The organism is Massilia agri, assembly GCF_024753255.1.
Classification (GTDB): domain Bacteria; phylum Pseudomonadota; class Gammaproteobacteria; order Burkholderiales; family Burkholderiaceae_D; genus Telluria; species Telluria agri.
Window position 1 is genome coordinate 545,232 of record NZ_JANUHA010000001.1, and the last position, 15,308, is coordinate 560,539.

The window sequence follows — 15,308 nt, forward strand, 5'->3', positions numbered from 1 at the left end:
TCATCGTATTGGTGACATCAGGGATCTACCAAGACCTCTCAGCGGATCTCCGGCAGAATAGAAGTGGCCGTACCTTGCCGCACAGAAGGAAGCGCGTAGAGGGTGTTACAGTCATCGAACTTCTCACACGAGGCATCCGGTGAAATACCTGCAAAAAATCAGCTCGCTCGGCTTCATCTTCATCGCCCTGCTCTTCTTCGTCTGTGGCTTCGGCCTGATCGTCCTTGCCGGCATGGAGATATGGTCGGCCTTGTTCGGCACCGGCTACCAATCGGTGCAAGAGCAATTCCAGCTCATCCTGGAATGCGTCGGCCTGCTGACCATCTCCGTGGCAGCCTTCGAACTGGGCCAGACCGTGCTGGAAGAAGAGGTCCAGCGCGAAGTGCACGTGAGCTCGCCTACTCGCCTGCGCCGCTTCCTGTCACGTTTCCTGCTCGTGGTGGTGGTGTCGCTGGGAGTGGAATGCCTGGTCGGCGTCTTCCAGTTCCTGCATACCGATCCGGAAAAACTGCCGCAGGTTGCCTCCATCGGCGTCGCCGCCGGCATCCTGCTTGCCAGCTGGGGCCTGTTCGTGCGCATGAATGTCGAAGCCGAGAAGCTCGAACCGGAGGCGATGCAGCAGGCACAGGAGGAAGACAAGCACGTCGAGACCTGACGTTTCACCACGCTTCTACACGATCGCGCAGGAAGTTCTTGGAAATTCGCAAGACTCCCGCTATAATCTTGGCTTCTTCGGGTCGTTAGCTCAGTTGGTAGAGCAGCGGACTTTTAATCCGTTGGTCGCTGGTTCGAGCCCAGCACGGCCTACCAAAGATTCAGCAAGGAAGCCGTCATGAGAAATCGTGACGGCTTTTTTGTTTTCCGCCGCGTTTTCCACGTCATATCGCTGTCATTAACGCAACCTAAGCTGTCGGGTTTTCAACCCTGGAACCCGACCATGCCGTTCTTCGATTTCTCCGCACCGCCCTCGCCCCTGCGCCTGATGAGCGCAGCCGTCCTTGCCGCCACCCTGCTGACCGCCTGCGGCGGCAGCGACGATGACGAAGAGGAGCTGACGCCCCGCACCCTGAGCATGGAAAAGATCGGCGGCTACAACGGCGGCGCGGCCGGCGCGGCGGAGATCACGGCCTATGATGCGGCCAGCAAACGCCTGTTCGTGGTCAACGGCGCCAACGGCACCGTCGACGTCCTCGACCTGGCCGCCCCAAGCACCCCGAAACTGGTCGGCACCATCAAGGTCAGCAGCCTGGGCAAGGCCGTCAACAGCGTCGCCATCCACGACGGCCTGGTCGCGCTGGCCATCGAGGCGGATCCCAAGACCAGCCCCGGCACGGTCGCCTTCTACAATGCCGCCGACCTCAAGCTCGTCAACAGCGTCAAGGTCGGCGCCCTGCCCGACATGCTGACCTTCACCCCGGACGGCCGCACCGTGCTGGTCGCCAACGAAGGCGAGCCGAACAGCTACGGCCAGGCCGGCTCCGTCGATCCGGAAGGCTCCATCAGCGTCATCACCGTCAACCGTGGCGGCACCCCGTCAGTCGCCACCGCCGACTTCCGCGCCTTCAACGGCCAGGAAGCCGCGCTGCGCGCGCAAGGCATCCGCATCTATGGCCCCGGCGCCGGCGCCGCCCAGGACTTCGAGCCCGAATACATCGCCGTGAGCGAGGACGGCCGCACTGCCTACGTCACGCTGCAGGAAAACAATGCCGTCGCCATCGTCGACGTCGCCGCCGCCAAGGTCACGGCCATCAAGCCGCTGGGCACCAAGAACCACAACGTGGCCGGCATGGGCATGGATGCCTCGGACGAGGACGGCGGCACCAACACCAACAGCGGCAGCCCGGCCATCAGGATCGCTCCCCAGCCGGTGAAAGGCTTGTACCTGCCGGACGCCATCGCCCGCTTCACCGTCGACGGCGCCACCTACCTGATCACCGCCAACGAGGGCGACGCGCGCGCCGACTGGCCGGGCTTCAACGAAGAGACGCGAGTGCGCACTCACTGCAGCGCCGGCCTCGACCCGGCCGTCTTCGGCGACGCCGCCAACCTGATCCTGGACTCGAACCTGGGCCGCCTGCGCATCACGACCACGCCGAACGGCGGCAGCGCCGGCAAGAACGCGGCCGGCCAATGCACGGAGCTGTATGCCTTCGGCGCGCGCTCCTTCTCGATCTGGGATACGAACCTGAACCGCGTCTACGATTCCGGCGACGAGTTCGAGAAGAACACCCAGGCGCTCGCCAACGTGCGCTTCAACGCCAGCAACGACAACAACGAGCTCGACGCCCGCAGCGCCTCCAAGGGTCCGGAGCCGGAAGGCGTGGTGGTCGGCCGCTTCGGCAAGAAGACCTATGCCTTCATCGGCCTCGAACGCGTGGGCGGCGTGATGGTCTACGACGTCAGCAAGCCCTCGGCCGCCAGCTACGTCACCTACCTGAATACCCGCACCGGCACGGGCGGTGACTCGGGTCCGGAAGGCCTGGCTCTGATCCCGGCAGACAAATCGCCGAACGGCAAGCCGCTCCTCATCGTCGGCAACGAAGTCAGCGGCACCACGGCCGTCCTGCAGATCAATCTCGCCTATTGATTCGCCGGCAGTTGGCAAATGGGGCTGGCGCCGCCGATAATCGGCGCCATGCCACAAACCATCGCCTCCCCCGTCCACTTCGAACTCATCATCAAGAAGAGCCGCTTCATCGCCTGTGTCCAGCCCATGCCGGACCGGGCCGGCGCCCAGCAGCTCGTCGCAAGCCTGCGTGCGGAACACCCCGGCGCGGCGCACGTCTGCTGGGCCCTGCTGGCGGGCGGCCAGTCGGCGGCCGTCGACGATGGCGAACCGAGCGGCACGGCGGGCCGCCCCATGCTCGACGTGCTGCGCCACCAGGACCTGGAAGGCGTGCTGGCGACCGTGGTGCGCTACTTCGGCGGCGTCAAGCTCGGTGCGGGCGGACTCGTGCGCGCCTACACGGACAGCGTGGCGCAAGCCCTGCTGCAGGCCCAGAAGATTCCCATCATCAAGCTGCAGCACCTGCGCTGCACGGCGCCGTATGCGCTGGAAGGCATGGTGCGGCGCGAACTCGACGCCGCCGGCGCCCGCCTCGACGAAGTGCGTCACGGCGACGAGGTGCAATTCGACTTCAGCCTGCCCGTGCCGGACGCCGCGCCGCTGCGCACCAGGCTGGACAACGCCGGCCACGGCCGCATCGCCTGGCCCGGCATCGAATAGCCTGTATTTCATTTCCCCGCGCTATACCTGCCATCACGACACGAAAGCGGACACACCCGTCCCCGGGGGTGATAATGGCCGGTTCCCCCTTATCGTTAGCGCACCTTGAAGAAAAGCCTCGTCCCCCTCGCCCTCGGCGGCTTCGGCATCGGCATGACCGAATTCGTCATCATGGGCATCCTCCCCGACATCGCCGGCGGCCTGCAGATCAGCATTCCCCAGGCCGGCCACCTGATCACCGCCTATGCGCTCGGCGTCGTGGTGGGCGCGCCGACCCTGGTGAGCCTGATGGCGCACCGCCCGCCGCGCAGCGTGCTGGTCTGGTTCATGCTGATGTTCACCATCTTCAATGCGATGTCGGCGTTTTCTCCGAACTACGAACTCATGATGCTGTCGCGCTTCATGGCCGGCCTGCCGCACGGCGCCTTCTTCGGCGTCGGCGCCGTGGTCGCCGCGCGCCTGGCCGACGAAGGCAAGGTGGCGGCCGCGCTCGCCACCATGTTCACCGGCCTGACGGTCGCCAATGTGATCGGCGTGCCGGCCGGCACCTGGCTCGGCCATAACCTGAGCTGGCGCGCCGTCTTCCTCGTGGTAGCAAGCATTGGCCTCGTCACCATGTTCGCCCTGCACCGCCTGGTGCCGCCGATTGCGGCCAAGGCGCGCACCGGACTCATGCAGGACCTGCGCATCTTCCGCCATGGCGCGCTGTGGCTGGCCCTGGCCATCACCTCGATCGGCACCGGCGGCTTCTTCGCCTTCTTCAGCTATATCGCGCCGCTGCTGACCGACATCACCCACATCGCGCCGGCGCGCATCCCGATGGTGATGACGGTGGTGGGGATCGGCATGACGGTGGGCGTGCATCTCGGGGGCCGGCTGGCCGACCGGGTGGCGCCGCTGCAGGCGATCCTGATCCTGTTGCTGAGCATGACGACCCTGCTGCTGTGCAATGGCCTGTTCGCGGCGTCGGAGCCGGCCATGCTGGTGCTGGCCTTCGCCACCGGCGCGAATGCTCTGGCGCTGGGCCCGCCGATCCAGGTGCTCCTCATCGCGCACTCGCGCGAAGCGGAGATGCTGGGTTCCTCGCTGGGACAGTCGGGCTTCAATATCGGCAATGCCCTGGGCGCCTTCCTGGGCGGGATTCCGCTGACGCTGGGCTATTCCTATGCGTCACCGCAGTGGGTGGCGGCAGGGCTCGCCTTCAGCGGCGTGCTGCTGGCGCTGGCCATGCTGGCGCAGGGCCGGGTAGCGGCGCGCGCCGCCGCTTGAGGCAGGAAAGAAGAGCTCAGGCGCAGGCCTGGACCGGCAGGCGGCGCACGCGGCGCGCCGCCATCGCCATGCCGACGCCGGCGAACATCAGCGCCAGCGTGCCCGGTTCCGGCACGTCGGCCGGATCCGGCGCCACGATGACCGGATCGTCCGGGATCACAACCGGCGGTGCATCGCGGAAACCTGCCAGGTTGACCGGCGTGAAGTAGTGGTTGGAATTGACCTGGATGGTGGAGTTCCAGGTATCGACGATGACCTGGCCGTTGATCACGCCCCAGTTGGCGTCCACTGTCGCGTTCGGCGCGAGTACGCTGCCAATGATGCCCTTCACATTCAGGGACACGGCGTCCGGAAAATTGAACAGCACATTGTAGTCTTTCAACGGTTCGAAGCTGACGCCGCCATCGTTGAAGGTGGCGTTGGCGCCGCTGATGTTGAAGATCAGGGTCTGGCCCTTGACCAGTTTTTCCAGGTTCCAGGTGTGCGAGGTACGGAAGATGTCTGCCGAGACATTGAACACGTCCACGCCGCCCAAGCCGCTGCCGGTGACTACCGAGCCGCCCCACAGCGTGCCGACCGTGCCGGTGCTCTGCACCTTGGACAGGTCGTTCGAGAGCGCCTGGTAATAGGCCGCGGCCGCGACGAAGTCGATCGGGTTCTCGCTGCTGCGCTGGGGCTGCGCCGCCCATTGCAGGTCAACACTGCCCCCCGCATACATCTTGCCGTTGTCGATCGAACCGCCTTTCAGGTTGACGTTGCCCCCGGCAACCAGCGCATACTCGTTCCTGGCGTTCGCGTTCGGGGCGGCGTTGATCGAGTAGGAACTGATGTTCACGTTCCCGCCCGCCACCACCGTCCCTTCCACATCGCTCGACGTCGCGGAAAAATTCCTGATCGTGTAGATGTTGGCATTGCCCATCATGCTGCCCAGGTCGATGACGCCGGCCTGTGCCGTGCCCGTTGCCAGGATCGCCGCAAGCGCCAGGATCGATAGCCGCATGATGGTTCCATAGAGAAATATTAGATTCTCAATAGTATCACTCTCTCATGCTTTCTGCCCTTTAGCTGTTTCTTTTGGGATAGCATTTAGCCCGCTCATCAAGGATTCCGCCCACACGACTGTTGCAAATTCACCGTGCAAGCTTGCCAAAGCGGCATCGTGCATCAGTTCGGCGCTGAATTGCCGTCCGTCCGGCCCCGTGCGTTCGAAGGTGGCCGTCGCATCGGCCACGATGAAGGTGGCAAAGCCGAGGTTGCCTGCCATGCGCGTCGTCGTCGACACGCAGTGGTCGGTAGTCAAGCCGACGATCACGAGCGTGTCGATGCCGGCCGCGCGCAGGCGCGCTTCCAGGTCGGTGCCGATGAAGGCGCTGTTGACGCTCTTGACGATGACGGGTTCGCCCGGCAGCGGCGCCGCCTCGGGCTTGTGGGCGTAGCCCGGCGTGCCCGGCTGGAAGCGTCCGCTGGCCGCCGCCGAGCGGTGCTGGATGTGGAAGACCGGGCGGCCGCTCCTGCGCCAGGCCGCCAGCAGTGCGGCGATGTGGCGTTCGGCATCGGGGTTGTTGCGTTGGCCCCAGGCGGGGTCGTCGAAGGCTTGCTGCACGTCGATGCTGACCAGGGCGGCGTTGGATGGCAATGCTTGCATGGCGGTGTCCGGTGGTGGATGGGAGCCGCCATCTTGCGCCGGCGGCCCGCATGCGGCTACCGAAATGGCAGATAATGGCCGGCTCGACATGAAGGATTTCGATGGCATGAAGCTGAATCAACTGAAGATGCTGGTCGCGGTCGCCGAGCATGGCGGTTTCAGCGCCGCTGCGGCCGAGCTCGGATGCACGCAGTCGCGCATCAGCCATGCCATCGCCGAACTGGAGGGAGAATTGGGCGCGACGCTGCTTGCGCGCGGGCCGGGCGGTTCGCTACCGACCGAGGCCGGGCGGCGCGTGCTGGCCAAGGCGCACCAGATGCTGCGCCTGGAGGCCGGCCTGGTCGAGGCGGCGCGCGGCGCCGAAGCGCTGGATGCGACCGTGCGCATCGCCTGCTTCCGCAGCGTCGGCACCCACCTGCTGCCCCATGTGCTCGAAGTCCTCGCCCGCAGCCACCCGGCGCTGCGCGTCGAGATCGACGACAGCATCGAGGAACGGCAGGGCATCGAGCATGCCTTGCGCGAAGGCCTGGCCGATATCGGCATCGCCCAGTTGCCGCTGGCGCCCGGCCTGGCTTCCCGCCCCTACCTGCATGACGACTACGTGCTGGTGCTGCCGACCTCGCTGGCGCCGCAGCCCGGCAGCTGGCCGGCGGGCGACACGCTCCCGCTCATCGGCCTGGCCTGCAGCGGCGCCGCGGGGATGCTGGCGCGCTGCCGCGCCGCGGGCCTCGATCTGGCGCCCAGCCGGACGCTGGCCAACGACACCAGCATCGCCGCCATGGTAGGCCGGGGAATGGGTTATGCGATCCTGCCGCGCCTGTCGATTTTCCCGGAGCCGCGCGACGTGCGCATCCTGCCCCTGCCCTTGCCGGAGCCCGCGCTGGCGCGGCGCCGGTTTGCGATTGCCGCCCTGCCCGCGCAGATGCGCAGGCCGGGCGTGCGCGCCGTCGTACGCGCGCTGCGCGACCGTCGCCTTGCGGCGGCAACGCCGGCCGGCCAGGCCGGCATCGTCGCCTGGGATTAGTCAGACCAGGGCGGCGTCGCCCAGCGCGTGCGCGGTTTCCTCGGCCTCGGCGCGCAATCGCTGCAGGGTCGCCTCGTCGAAAGGCAGCGCGCCGCTTGCCACCGACGCATCGCCCAGCGGAGAGCCCACCGGCGCCAGGCGGTTCGCCAGCAGCAGGGTGTCGAGCAGGGTGTGCGGCTCGGCGTTCGGCACGCCGTCGCGCAGGGCGCCGATGGCCTCCATCACGTCCGGCGGGATGGCCAGCTTGCGCATGACTTCCACGCTCACCACGTCCTCGCACAGGGCGCCCCAGTTCTCGGGGTCGTCCTCGAGCAGGCCGGGGAATTCGTCGGCGCGCGAGAGCAGGTAGAAGCCGCCGACCTCGTGCACGATGCCGGCGAACAGGGCGGTGTCGGGATCGACGCGGGTGACGTGGCGCGCCAGCGCCTGGGCCAGCGCGGCCACCTGGGCGCTGTGGGTCCAGAGCTGCTCGGCCTTGGCGCGCAGCACCCGGTCGCCGAGGCGGTGGCCGAACTGGCGCACCATCAGGGCCGCGACCAGGCCGCGCAGGCGCCGGTAGCCGATGCGCAGCACGGCCGCGCGCACATTGCTCACCTGCCCGCCGGCGCTGCCGAAGGCCGCGGTATTGGCCAGCGCCACGGTGCGCGCCGCCAGCTGCGGTTCGGACAGCACCAGGCGGATCGCCTCGTCCACATGGCAATCGGGATCGTCGAGCGCCATCTGCAGGCGCAGCACGGCGTTCACGCTGGTGGGGAAGCTGATTTCCCCGCGCGCCGCCTGGGCGGTAATGTAGCCAAAGGCTTCCAGTTTGTTCACGCGAGAATTATACCCTTGGCCAATTGATGAGCACGGCGCCGCGCGCACGGCAAAAAGCCCGCATGCGCCTGCATGCGGGCTCCTGGATCGATACGGCGCGGCTTACTTGACCTTGATGTTGCTCTTCACGCTGGTCACGCCGTCGACGCCCTTGGCCAGTTTCTCGGCGCGTTCCGCCTCGGCCTTCGATTCGACGAAGCCGCTCAGCATCACGACGCCTTTCTCGGTCTCGACCTTGATCGCCAGTGCGCTCAGGTCCGGCTCGGCGGCCAGGCCGGCCTTGACCTTGGCGGTGATGGCGGTATCCGACAGCGCGCTTGCGGTCCTGCTGCCGGCGCGCTCGGTCTTGTCGGCGGCGTTCGAGGCGGTGTCGCGGGTCTTGTCGCCGACATTCTCCGCGGCACGCTCGGTGCGGGCGGTGGCGGCGCCGGTCATTTCGCGGGTCTTATCGGCCACGTTGCTGGCCGCCTGCCTGGTCTTGTCGACGGCGGCCACGGCGGCGGCGCGGGTCTTCTCGCCGGCGCGCTCGAGGGCCGTGTCGGCAGTACCTTTGTTCTCGACCAGGCAGGCGGTCTTGCTGCCCTTGTCTTCGCACTTCTGCACTGCGGCGGCCTTTACCGGGTCCTTGGTGTCGGTGCTGGCGATCAGGCCGGCGCTGCCCGCGGTCGCGGCGGTCGAGCCGCTGCCGCCGGTGGTGCTGGCGGTGCTGTCGCGGCCGGCCTTGGCATCGGCCAGCGCGGCGGTGCGCACCGACTTGGCATTGTTCTGGCAGCTGTCCTTCTCGTTGCCCTTCAGCATGTCGCACTTCTCTTCGGCCAGCTCGTATTCGGCATCGGCCAGCTTGCGGCGCGCGGCTTCGAGATTGGACGGGGTGTTGTCGTATTTCGTGACGGCGGCCAGTTCGGCGCGGGCGCGGGCGGCATCGGCCTGCTCTTCGCACACGTCTTCATCCTTGAGCGCGTCGCACTTCTGCTTGGCCGCCTTGTGGTCGGCCTCGATCTTCTGCATCGCCGTGCGATAGCCGGCGCTGTCGGTCTTGCCCTGGGCGGCAGCAGGCGCTGCCGCGATGGTGGCGCCGGCCACCGAGGCCAGCAGCGTTGCGATGAGCTTGTTCATGTCGATGTCCCTTGTGCTCGGTTGTTGTGATGGCGTCCATTAAACGCCCCACGGCAAGGAACATCTGTGCGACAACGTACGCTGCTTTGGAAAAGGCGCTGTCACTATCAGGTGTGGAAAATCCCGACCGCCGCTCTCAGGAGACGCTCAGGTGACGCGATCCGTTCCCCATCCAGCGCCCAGCGCCAGCCGAGGTAGTTCGGCAGGTAGCGCGAGGCCACGCCGTGAAAGCGCGCCAGCCAGCTGCGCAGACGCTGGTGGTAGGCGTTCACGTTTTGCACGTGCACGGCGCCGCGCACACGCTCGCCCAGGCGCAGCTTGACGAAGGCATGCGCAATCCGCGCTTGCCTGGCGAAAGTCTGGTAGGCGGGGTGTCCGTCCGTCACCAAAAGGACGTCCGGGTCGAGCACAGGAAGCAGATGCCGGTGCAGCTGCCTGGCGGTGACGGCAGCCCGGCCGGTGACGAAGGAGCACGTTTGGCCGCCGCGGTCGCGTGCGACGAGGATGCAATCGTGTTCACGCGAAATTCCCCGACGGTGTGCGACCCCGCCGCGTTTGCGGGCGGGCCTGTCCAGCTTGCGTGAACCCTTCTGTGATTCGAGCAGGAACAATTCGTCGGCTTCAGCGATGCCCGTCAGGCGCTCGGGCTGGTCATGCCGGATGCCGCCGAGGAAGCGATGGCGCCATCGAAAGCTGGTGTTGCGATGTACCGCTACTGTTCGCGGCCGCCCGCACGCTGCGCGAGTCGAGCATCTCCTTTGAAAAGTCGAGCCACTTTTCCCGGTGGCGCAGGCGCGCCAGCGGGGTGCCGCTCAAGACGTTGAAAGTTCGGTTGCAGGCCCGGCAGCGATAGCGTTGCAAGCCGCGGTTCACGCCATGCCGGTAGTGGCGGCTGGCGCCGCAGTCCGGGCAAGACAGCGGCGCCGGCCTTGCCTGCTCGATCGTTTCGCATACGCTGTCCAGTCCGATGGCTGGCCGCAGTGCTGCCAGCAACTGTGAACGTTGCTGCCTGTTGAGCATGGGTACTTGCCGAAGCAAGCGGACAAAGCCTGGCGAGCGCATGATCCCTCCTGACGGTCCAGCTTGGACATCCGCTCAGCTCAACAGTTCAATTTCTACATCTGACGGTGACAGCGCCTTGGAAAACCGTATGGTGCGGCGCAAGCAGCGCTTACTGACCGTCCAGCAAGCCTTCGCGCCAGAGGCCATCGGCATCCTCGAACGGCGCACCGGACTTGCCGAAACGGGCGCCGTCACCCGCCAGCTTGACCCAGGCGCGGGTGTCATGGCTACTGCGCGGCACGGCGACCTTGTCGCGCAGGCCGGCCAGCCAGCGGTAGACGCGCGCATACTCGTCCGGATTGCTTTGCATGGTCCAGGCCAGGGCGGCGAGATCCGCAAAGCCTTCCTCGCGGCGCGTCTCGCGCATGGCTTTCGAGGCCGCCAGCAGCGATGCGTCGCTTGCGCTTTCCTCGTTCACCTCGACGAAGCCGGCCGGCAGTTCGTGCCAGGCGCCTTGCACACGGCGCCAGCAATGGGCGATCTCGTGCGCCGCCATCGCCGCGATCAGGGCGCCCTGCTCGGACTCGGGCACGCCGGCCAGCACGGTTTCCGCATCCGGGTTGTTACGCAGGGACATGACCAGTTTGCAGCGGCCATTGTCGAAACCCATGGCCAGCGGCACGTCGTTGGGACGGGGTTGCGGTTGGACCGTGATGTCGAGGGGAAGCTTGAGCTGCTGGGAATAGGCCAGCACGGGGCCGGCGGCCTTGAGCCAGCGCTGTTCCAGCGCCGTCAGTTCCGCGGCTTGCAGGGCCGGGGCCGCACAGAGGGCGGCAAGCAGGAGAGGCTTGAGCATGGTGGTGCTTTCGGGGACGATAGAATGCCTATCGGCAATTCTAGCCCCATATCAAGCCCTGCTTTGAGGAAAATATTGCTCTGTGTTAAGAAGAGCAAACTTGTCAAATCAGCCCGATACACCGGCGCTGGCGGCCGGCGCATCCAGTGCGCGCGCCAGGCGCTGCGCACCCTGTTCGAGGGCGGTGGCGGCCGATGCCGCACGCAGCAGCGCCGTCTCGCGGCGCGCCGTCTCGAGCAGTTCGGCGCCGGGGACGATGGCCGACATCACCGCCGTGACCCTGGCTGCGGCATCGGCGATCGCACCAATGGAGCTCGCCTCTTCCTGCTGGGCGGCCGGACTGGCAAGCAGCTGGCGGATGTCGCGGGCGACGGATGCGGCGCGCTGCGCCAGCGCCCGCGCCTCCTCGGCCGCGCCACCCTCGTGGGCGCCGTTCCTGACCGCTTCCACCGCGGCATCGAGGGCCAGGATATTGGCCTGGAAGGCGATGCCGTCGATGGCGCCGACGATGTCGTCCGCATTCTTCGGCGGGGGTGGCGCAAGACCTGGCGCCACCGTTGCAGGCGCCTCGGATTCCTGCGCCTTGCGCGCCAGGCCCCGGGCGACGAACCAGGCGCCGGGCACCGTCGCCGCCAGCGCGGCCAGGCACAGCGCCGACATCCAGCCGGCGAAGCTCGAGGCCAGTCCACGCGCCGCACCCATGCCGTCGCCGGCGAGCTTGTCCTCGACTTCGATGAAACGGGTGAGGCTGGCCATCCAGTCGGCGAAGGCGGGGCCGGCCTGCTGGGTCAGCAGGGTGGCGGCTTCGTGCGGGCTGCCCTGCGCATGCAGGGCGATGACGCGCTCGAGCAGCGGACGTGCGCGGCGCTCCTGTTCCTTGATCGCGGCCAGCGCCTTCCTTTCCTCGGGCTGGACGTCGGGCAGTTCGTGGAACAGGGCGTCCAGCGGCGAAGCGGCGCGTGCGTAGTTGTCGCTCAGGGTCGTGATGCGGCTGATGGGGCCGGCCGCGGCGGCGGCGTCCGCCGCCAGCACCACGTCGCGCAGGGCGGTGGCGCGCTCGCGCACGCTGCCGCGCATCTCCGTGGCGTGGCGCTGCTTGGCGCGGGCCACGCCTTCGGCTCCGTCGAGCAGGCTGCCGATCTGGCCCACGCGCACGATGGCGAGGGCGCTCAAGGCAATGATCAGGAGGAGGAAGGCGCCGTAGCCGATGGCCAGCCGCGCGCCAATCGAGGTGGGCTTCGTCGTCATGTCGTGGTATCTGTCAGCACCGTGGGACGGCGGTATTGGCACGCCGTGCGCGCCAATACTTTCCCTCAGGCAATGCACTCACTATAACATGGCGCTGTATGGATTGACGGGGCCTTCAGTTTAAGTTAAGTAAAAAGCAGCCCAAGTGTTGCGTCGTTGCCATGCGGGCGGCCGCAGCCGCCCGGGTCCCGCGCATTCTCTTGCTATTTCGTCAGCGCCGCCGCCGTCACGAAGGACGGACGAATGTCGTTCGGCACCGAGGACTTCAGGCGGTCGAGCGCCTTTTGCACTTCCGGACGGATCACCACGTATTTCGTCATCATGGCCTTGGCACGCGCATAGTCGCCGGTCGCTTCGATGGTGAGGAATTCGCGGTCGAGATCGATGACGGCCTGTTTGATCTTCTTGAAGTCGACCGAGAACGTGCCGTCGCCATTGGCGATAAAACCGCCCTTGTCCAGCAGGTAGTTCATCTGGATCGCCATGCCGCGCGCGTGCGAGGAGGTCAGGCCGAAGTGCAGCGTGCGGAAGCTCGACGCCAGGAAGGTGTTGTACAGCTTGCGTTCGGCTTGCACGCCCTGCCCCAGCGTGTCCTTCAGCAGGCCCTTGTCCATCATGTAGCCGAGCGCCCACAGGCCGGTGATGTCGGCCTTGGCTTCCTCGATGGTGGAATAGGTGTCCTTCAGGTCCTGGCGCGGGGTCGATTCCTTGCCATCCTTTTTCGTGTGGTGCGGGCCGAGGCCGTGCATGATCTCGTGCGCCAGGATGTGGGTGAAGAAGGAATCGAAGTCGAGGTCCTTCTGGTCCTCGGCGCGCAGCACCAGCTTCGAGATCGGCTTCAGGGTCGATTCGAACTTCGCTTCCTGCACGTTCTTGAGCATCACGCGCTTGGAGCCGCGCTCGCGGATCACGCGCTCGTCATTGGGCAGGTTGTAGGCGGCGGTCTGCACGCCCATATTGCCGTCGCCGGCGCCGTAGACTTCGTTGACCACGACCATCGGGGCGATCGCACCGACCTTCGGATTGCGGTACTGTTTATCGAGCGGGAGGTTGTCCTCGAGTTCCTGCAGGTGCTTGCCGAAGAAGGCCAGCTTCTGCGTCTCCTTCTGGTCGCGGATGCTCACGTACGCTTCGAAAGCGGCCTTGTAGCCGAACAGCTCGTCGTTATAGGTCTCGTAGGGGCCGATGGTGATGTCGACCGGCGAATCCAGGTCCATCCAGGCGAAGTCCGAGGCCAGGTAGTCGTTCGACAGGAAAGCGTCGGCGCGGAGTAGCAGGAATTTCTTGAGCGAGGCGTTGTCGGTGGCGGCGGCCGCTTCGCGCAGCAGCCTGGCCAGTTTTTCCAGGTCGGCGCGGTATTCGTCCGAGTACTTCACGGTCTTGAATTTTCCGTCCGGCCCGGTGCGGATCACGGTGAAGAACCATTGGGCATCGGCCTTCTGCGCGGCGGGCAAGCCGTTCATCCAGCTCTCCAGCGCGGCCTTGCTCGCATTCTCCGGGTAGAAGTTGGCGCCTTCCGGCTTCTTGGCCGGGATCTTGATGCCGGCATATTCGGCGGGCATGAAGGAACGGTTGTCGTCGAGCGAGGACCAGGGCCCCTTGTTCAGCCAGAACGCGTTCAGGCGCGCGCGTCCCAATGGCGTCTGGTCCTTCTGCAGGGCCGCCCACAGGGCCTCGTTGCCGGACCAGCGCTGGCGCAGCTGCAGGGTGTCGACGATCTTCGCCGCTTCGATCAGCTTGGCGATGGCGGCGCGGTCGCCTTTGGACAGCCTGGAAGTGTCGGCCTTCAGTTCGGCCGGCGCGAAGCGCTTGGCCATGGCGTCGAGCTGGGCGACGGTGGCGGGTTCGGCATAAGCGGCACTGACGGCCACAAACAGCACGAGGGGAGCGAGCAGTTTCTTCATGGTGTCTCCTTGGGTGTTATTGTCCGGCGATTCTATTATTTGTTCAGCGACGGTCCGGTATATTTCATCAGCAGCCCCTTCGGGCCCACCGCCCATCCTTGCGTGGGGCTGGCGAAGCCGACCGTGTTCATCGGCGTCCTGTCGAGTTCGACCCAGTTGCGGCCGCCGTTCGTCGAATAGCCCGAACCGGCCAGGCCGGCGGCGACGAAGGCGCGCGGTGCGCCCGGCACCGGCACCACCACCGACATATAGCCGGCCGGGGCCACCTCGACCGGCGTCCAGCTCGCGCCGCCGTCCGCCGTGTAGGCGCCGTTGATGCCGGCCATGCGGGTTTCCTTGTAGTCGCCGCCTGCGGCGAAACCCTCCTTGCTGTTCAGGAAGGCGACCGAGAACACGCCGCGTGCGGGCGCACCGGCGGGAATTGGCGTCGAGCTCGCGCGCCAGGTCTTGCCGCGATCAGAGGAATGGAAAACGCGCGCGCTGGCGCTGCCGCCCGTGGCGATCCAGGCGTCGTTTGAGCCGGCCACGGTGAGGCAGGTGCCGCTGGCGGCAAAAGCGCCCTCGTTCGGCATCGCTTCGATGCCCCTGGCTGCGACTTCCTGCCAGGTGAGGCCGCCGTCGGCCGTCGTGTAGACCTGGAAGCTGCCCTTGACCGGGTCGCCGAACAGGATGCCGTTGTCCTTGTCCCAGAAGGCCATCGCGTCCCAGAAGCCATCAAGCACCTGGTTCGTGGTGACCAGCTTCCACGTCGCCCCGCCATCGACCGTGCGGTAGATGCGCGAGGCCGCGCCGGGCCCGGCCCCCATCACGATGGCAGTCTTCGCGTCGAAGGCCTGGATGTCGCGGAAGTCGATCTTGTCCGCGTCCGGCACCTGCATGGCCTGCCATTGCTGGCCGTCGACCGTGCGCAGGACCGTGCCCTTGGCGCCGCTGGCCCAGGCCACCTTGTCGCTGACGACGGACAGGCCGCGCAGTTCGGCAACCGTGCCGCTCGGGATGGCTTGCCAGGATTGGGCAAGGGCCGCGTTGGAAACCAGGAGGGCGGCGGTGATCAGGGCACGTGCAGGCAGGGACATGGGACGGATCCTCGTATGGTTGAGTGTTCGCCCATTGTATCTCGTAGGGTGGTCGGCTTTGCCGACCGCGCGTTCAACCAGCCGGTGAACAACCGCGCCGCATCATTTCATGCGAGCGTTGAACGC

General features: G+C 66.6%; 13 protein-coding genes, 1 tRNA gene and 1 pseudogene. 6 read left to right on the forward strand and 9 right to left on the reverse strand.

Annotated elements, in window-relative coordinates; genetic code table 11:
- Nucleotides 1-139: 139 nt before the first annotated feature.
- From NX780_RS02505 to NX780_RS02525, 5 genes are all read left to right on the forward strand, one after another.
- A complete protein-coding gene (locus NX780_RS02505; RefSeq protein ID WP_258826284.1) occupies nt 140-655 on the forward strand; it encodes a hypothetical protein in 516 nt (171 codons plus the stop codon).
- A 79-nt stretch (nt 656-734) separates the two neighbouring features.
- Nucleotides 735-810, forward strand: a tRNA-Lys gene (locus NX780_RS02510).
- A 127-nt stretch (nt 811-937) separates the two neighbouring features.
- Nucleotides 938-2,587 (forward strand): choice-of-anchor I family protein, encoded by a 1,650-nt coding sequence (locus NX780_RS02515; RefSeq protein ID WP_258826285.1) that lies wholly within the window; start codon nt 938-940, stop codon nt 2,585-2,587.
- A gap of 48 nt (nt 2,588-2,635) precedes the next feature.
- The gene (locus NX780_RS02520) at nt 2,636-3,226 is read left to right on the forward strand and encodes an IMPACT family protein (RefSeq protein ID WP_258826286.1); all 591 of its coding nucleotides are present in this window, start codon (nt 2,636-2,638) and stop codon (nt 3,224-3,226) included.
- Between the two features lie 105 nt (nt 3,227-3,331).
- The gene (locus tag NX780_RS02525) at nt 3,332-4,495 is read left to right on the forward strand and encodes an MFS transporter (protein ID WP_258826287.1); all 1,164 of its coding nucleotides are present in this window, start codon (nt 3,332-3,334) and stop codon (nt 4,493-4,495) included.
- 16 nt (nt 4,496-4,511) lie between these two features.
- Here the strand turns inward: NX780_RS02525 and NX780_RS02530 are convergent, their stop codons facing one another.
- Nucleotides 4,512-5,495 (reverse strand): choice-of-anchor A family protein, encoded by a 984-nt coding sequence (locus NX780_RS02530; RefSeq protein WP_258826288.1) that lies wholly within the window; start codon nt 5,493-5,495, stop codon nt 4,512-4,514.
- A 45-nt stretch (nt 5,496-5,540) separates the two neighbouring features.
- Nucleotides 5,541-6,140, reverse strand: coding sequence for a cysteine hydrolase family protein (locus NX780_RS02535; protein WP_258826289.1), 600 nt, complete (start codon nt 6,138-6,140; stop codon nt 5,541-5,543).
- Between the two features lie 64 nt (nt 6,141-6,204).
- On the opposite strand from NX780_RS02535, the gene NX780_RS02540 reads away from it, so the two are divergent.
- Nucleotides 6,205-7,164, forward strand: coding sequence for a LysR family transcriptional regulator (locus NX780_RS02540; RefSeq protein WP_258826290.1), 960 nt, complete (start codon nt 6,205-6,207; stop codon nt 7,162-7,164).
- Here the strand turns inward: NX780_RS02540 and NX780_RS02545 are convergent, their stop codons facing one another.
- From NX780_RS02545 to NX780_RS02575, 7 genes and pseudogenes are all read right to left on the reverse strand, one after another.
- Nucleotides 7,165-7,980, reverse strand: coding sequence for an HDOD domain-containing protein (locus NX780_RS02545; protein ID WP_258826291.1), 816 nt, complete (start codon nt 7,978-7,980; stop codon nt 7,165-7,167). It abuts the gene before it with no gap.
- Nucleotides 7,981-8,082: 102 nt separating this feature from the next.
- Entirely contained in the window at nt 8,083-9,096 is a 1,014-nt protein-coding gene (locus NX780_RS02550) for a BON domain-containing protein (protein ID WP_258826292.1), read from the reverse strand.
- A 99-nt stretch (nt 9,097-9,195) separates the two neighbouring features.
- Nucleotides 9,196-10,158 (reverse strand): annotated as a pseudogene (locus tag NX780_RS02555) (IS1595 family transposase); the annotation flags it as partial.
- A 109-nt stretch (nt 10,159-10,267) separates the two neighbouring features.
- On the reverse strand, nt 10,268-10,954 hold the full coding sequence (locus NX780_RS02560) for a hypothetical protein (RefSeq protein ID WP_258826293.1): 687 nt from the start codon (nt 10,952-10,954) through the stop codon (nt 10,268-10,270).
- A 108-nt stretch (nt 10,955-11,062) separates the two neighbouring features.
- Nucleotides 11,063-12,202 (reverse strand): methyl-accepting chemotaxis protein, encoded by a 1,140-nt coding sequence (locus tag NX780_RS02565; protein WP_258826294.1) that lies wholly within the window; start codon nt 12,200-12,202, stop codon nt 11,063-11,065.
- Nucleotides 12,203-12,405: 203 nt separating this feature from the next.
- Nucleotides 12,406-14,106 (reverse strand): DUF8614 domain-containing protein, encoded by a 1,701-nt coding sequence (locus NX780_RS02570; protein WP_258826295.1) that lies wholly within the window; start codon nt 14,104-14,106, stop codon nt 12,406-12,408.
- A gap of 35 nt (nt 14,107-14,141) precedes the next feature.
- Entirely contained in the window at nt 14,142-15,182 is a 1,041-nt protein-coding gene (locus NX780_RS02575; RefSeq protein ID WP_258826296.1) for a WD40/YVTN/BNR-like repeat-containing protein, read from the reverse strand.
- Nucleotides 15,183-15,308 lie beyond the last annotated feature (126 nt).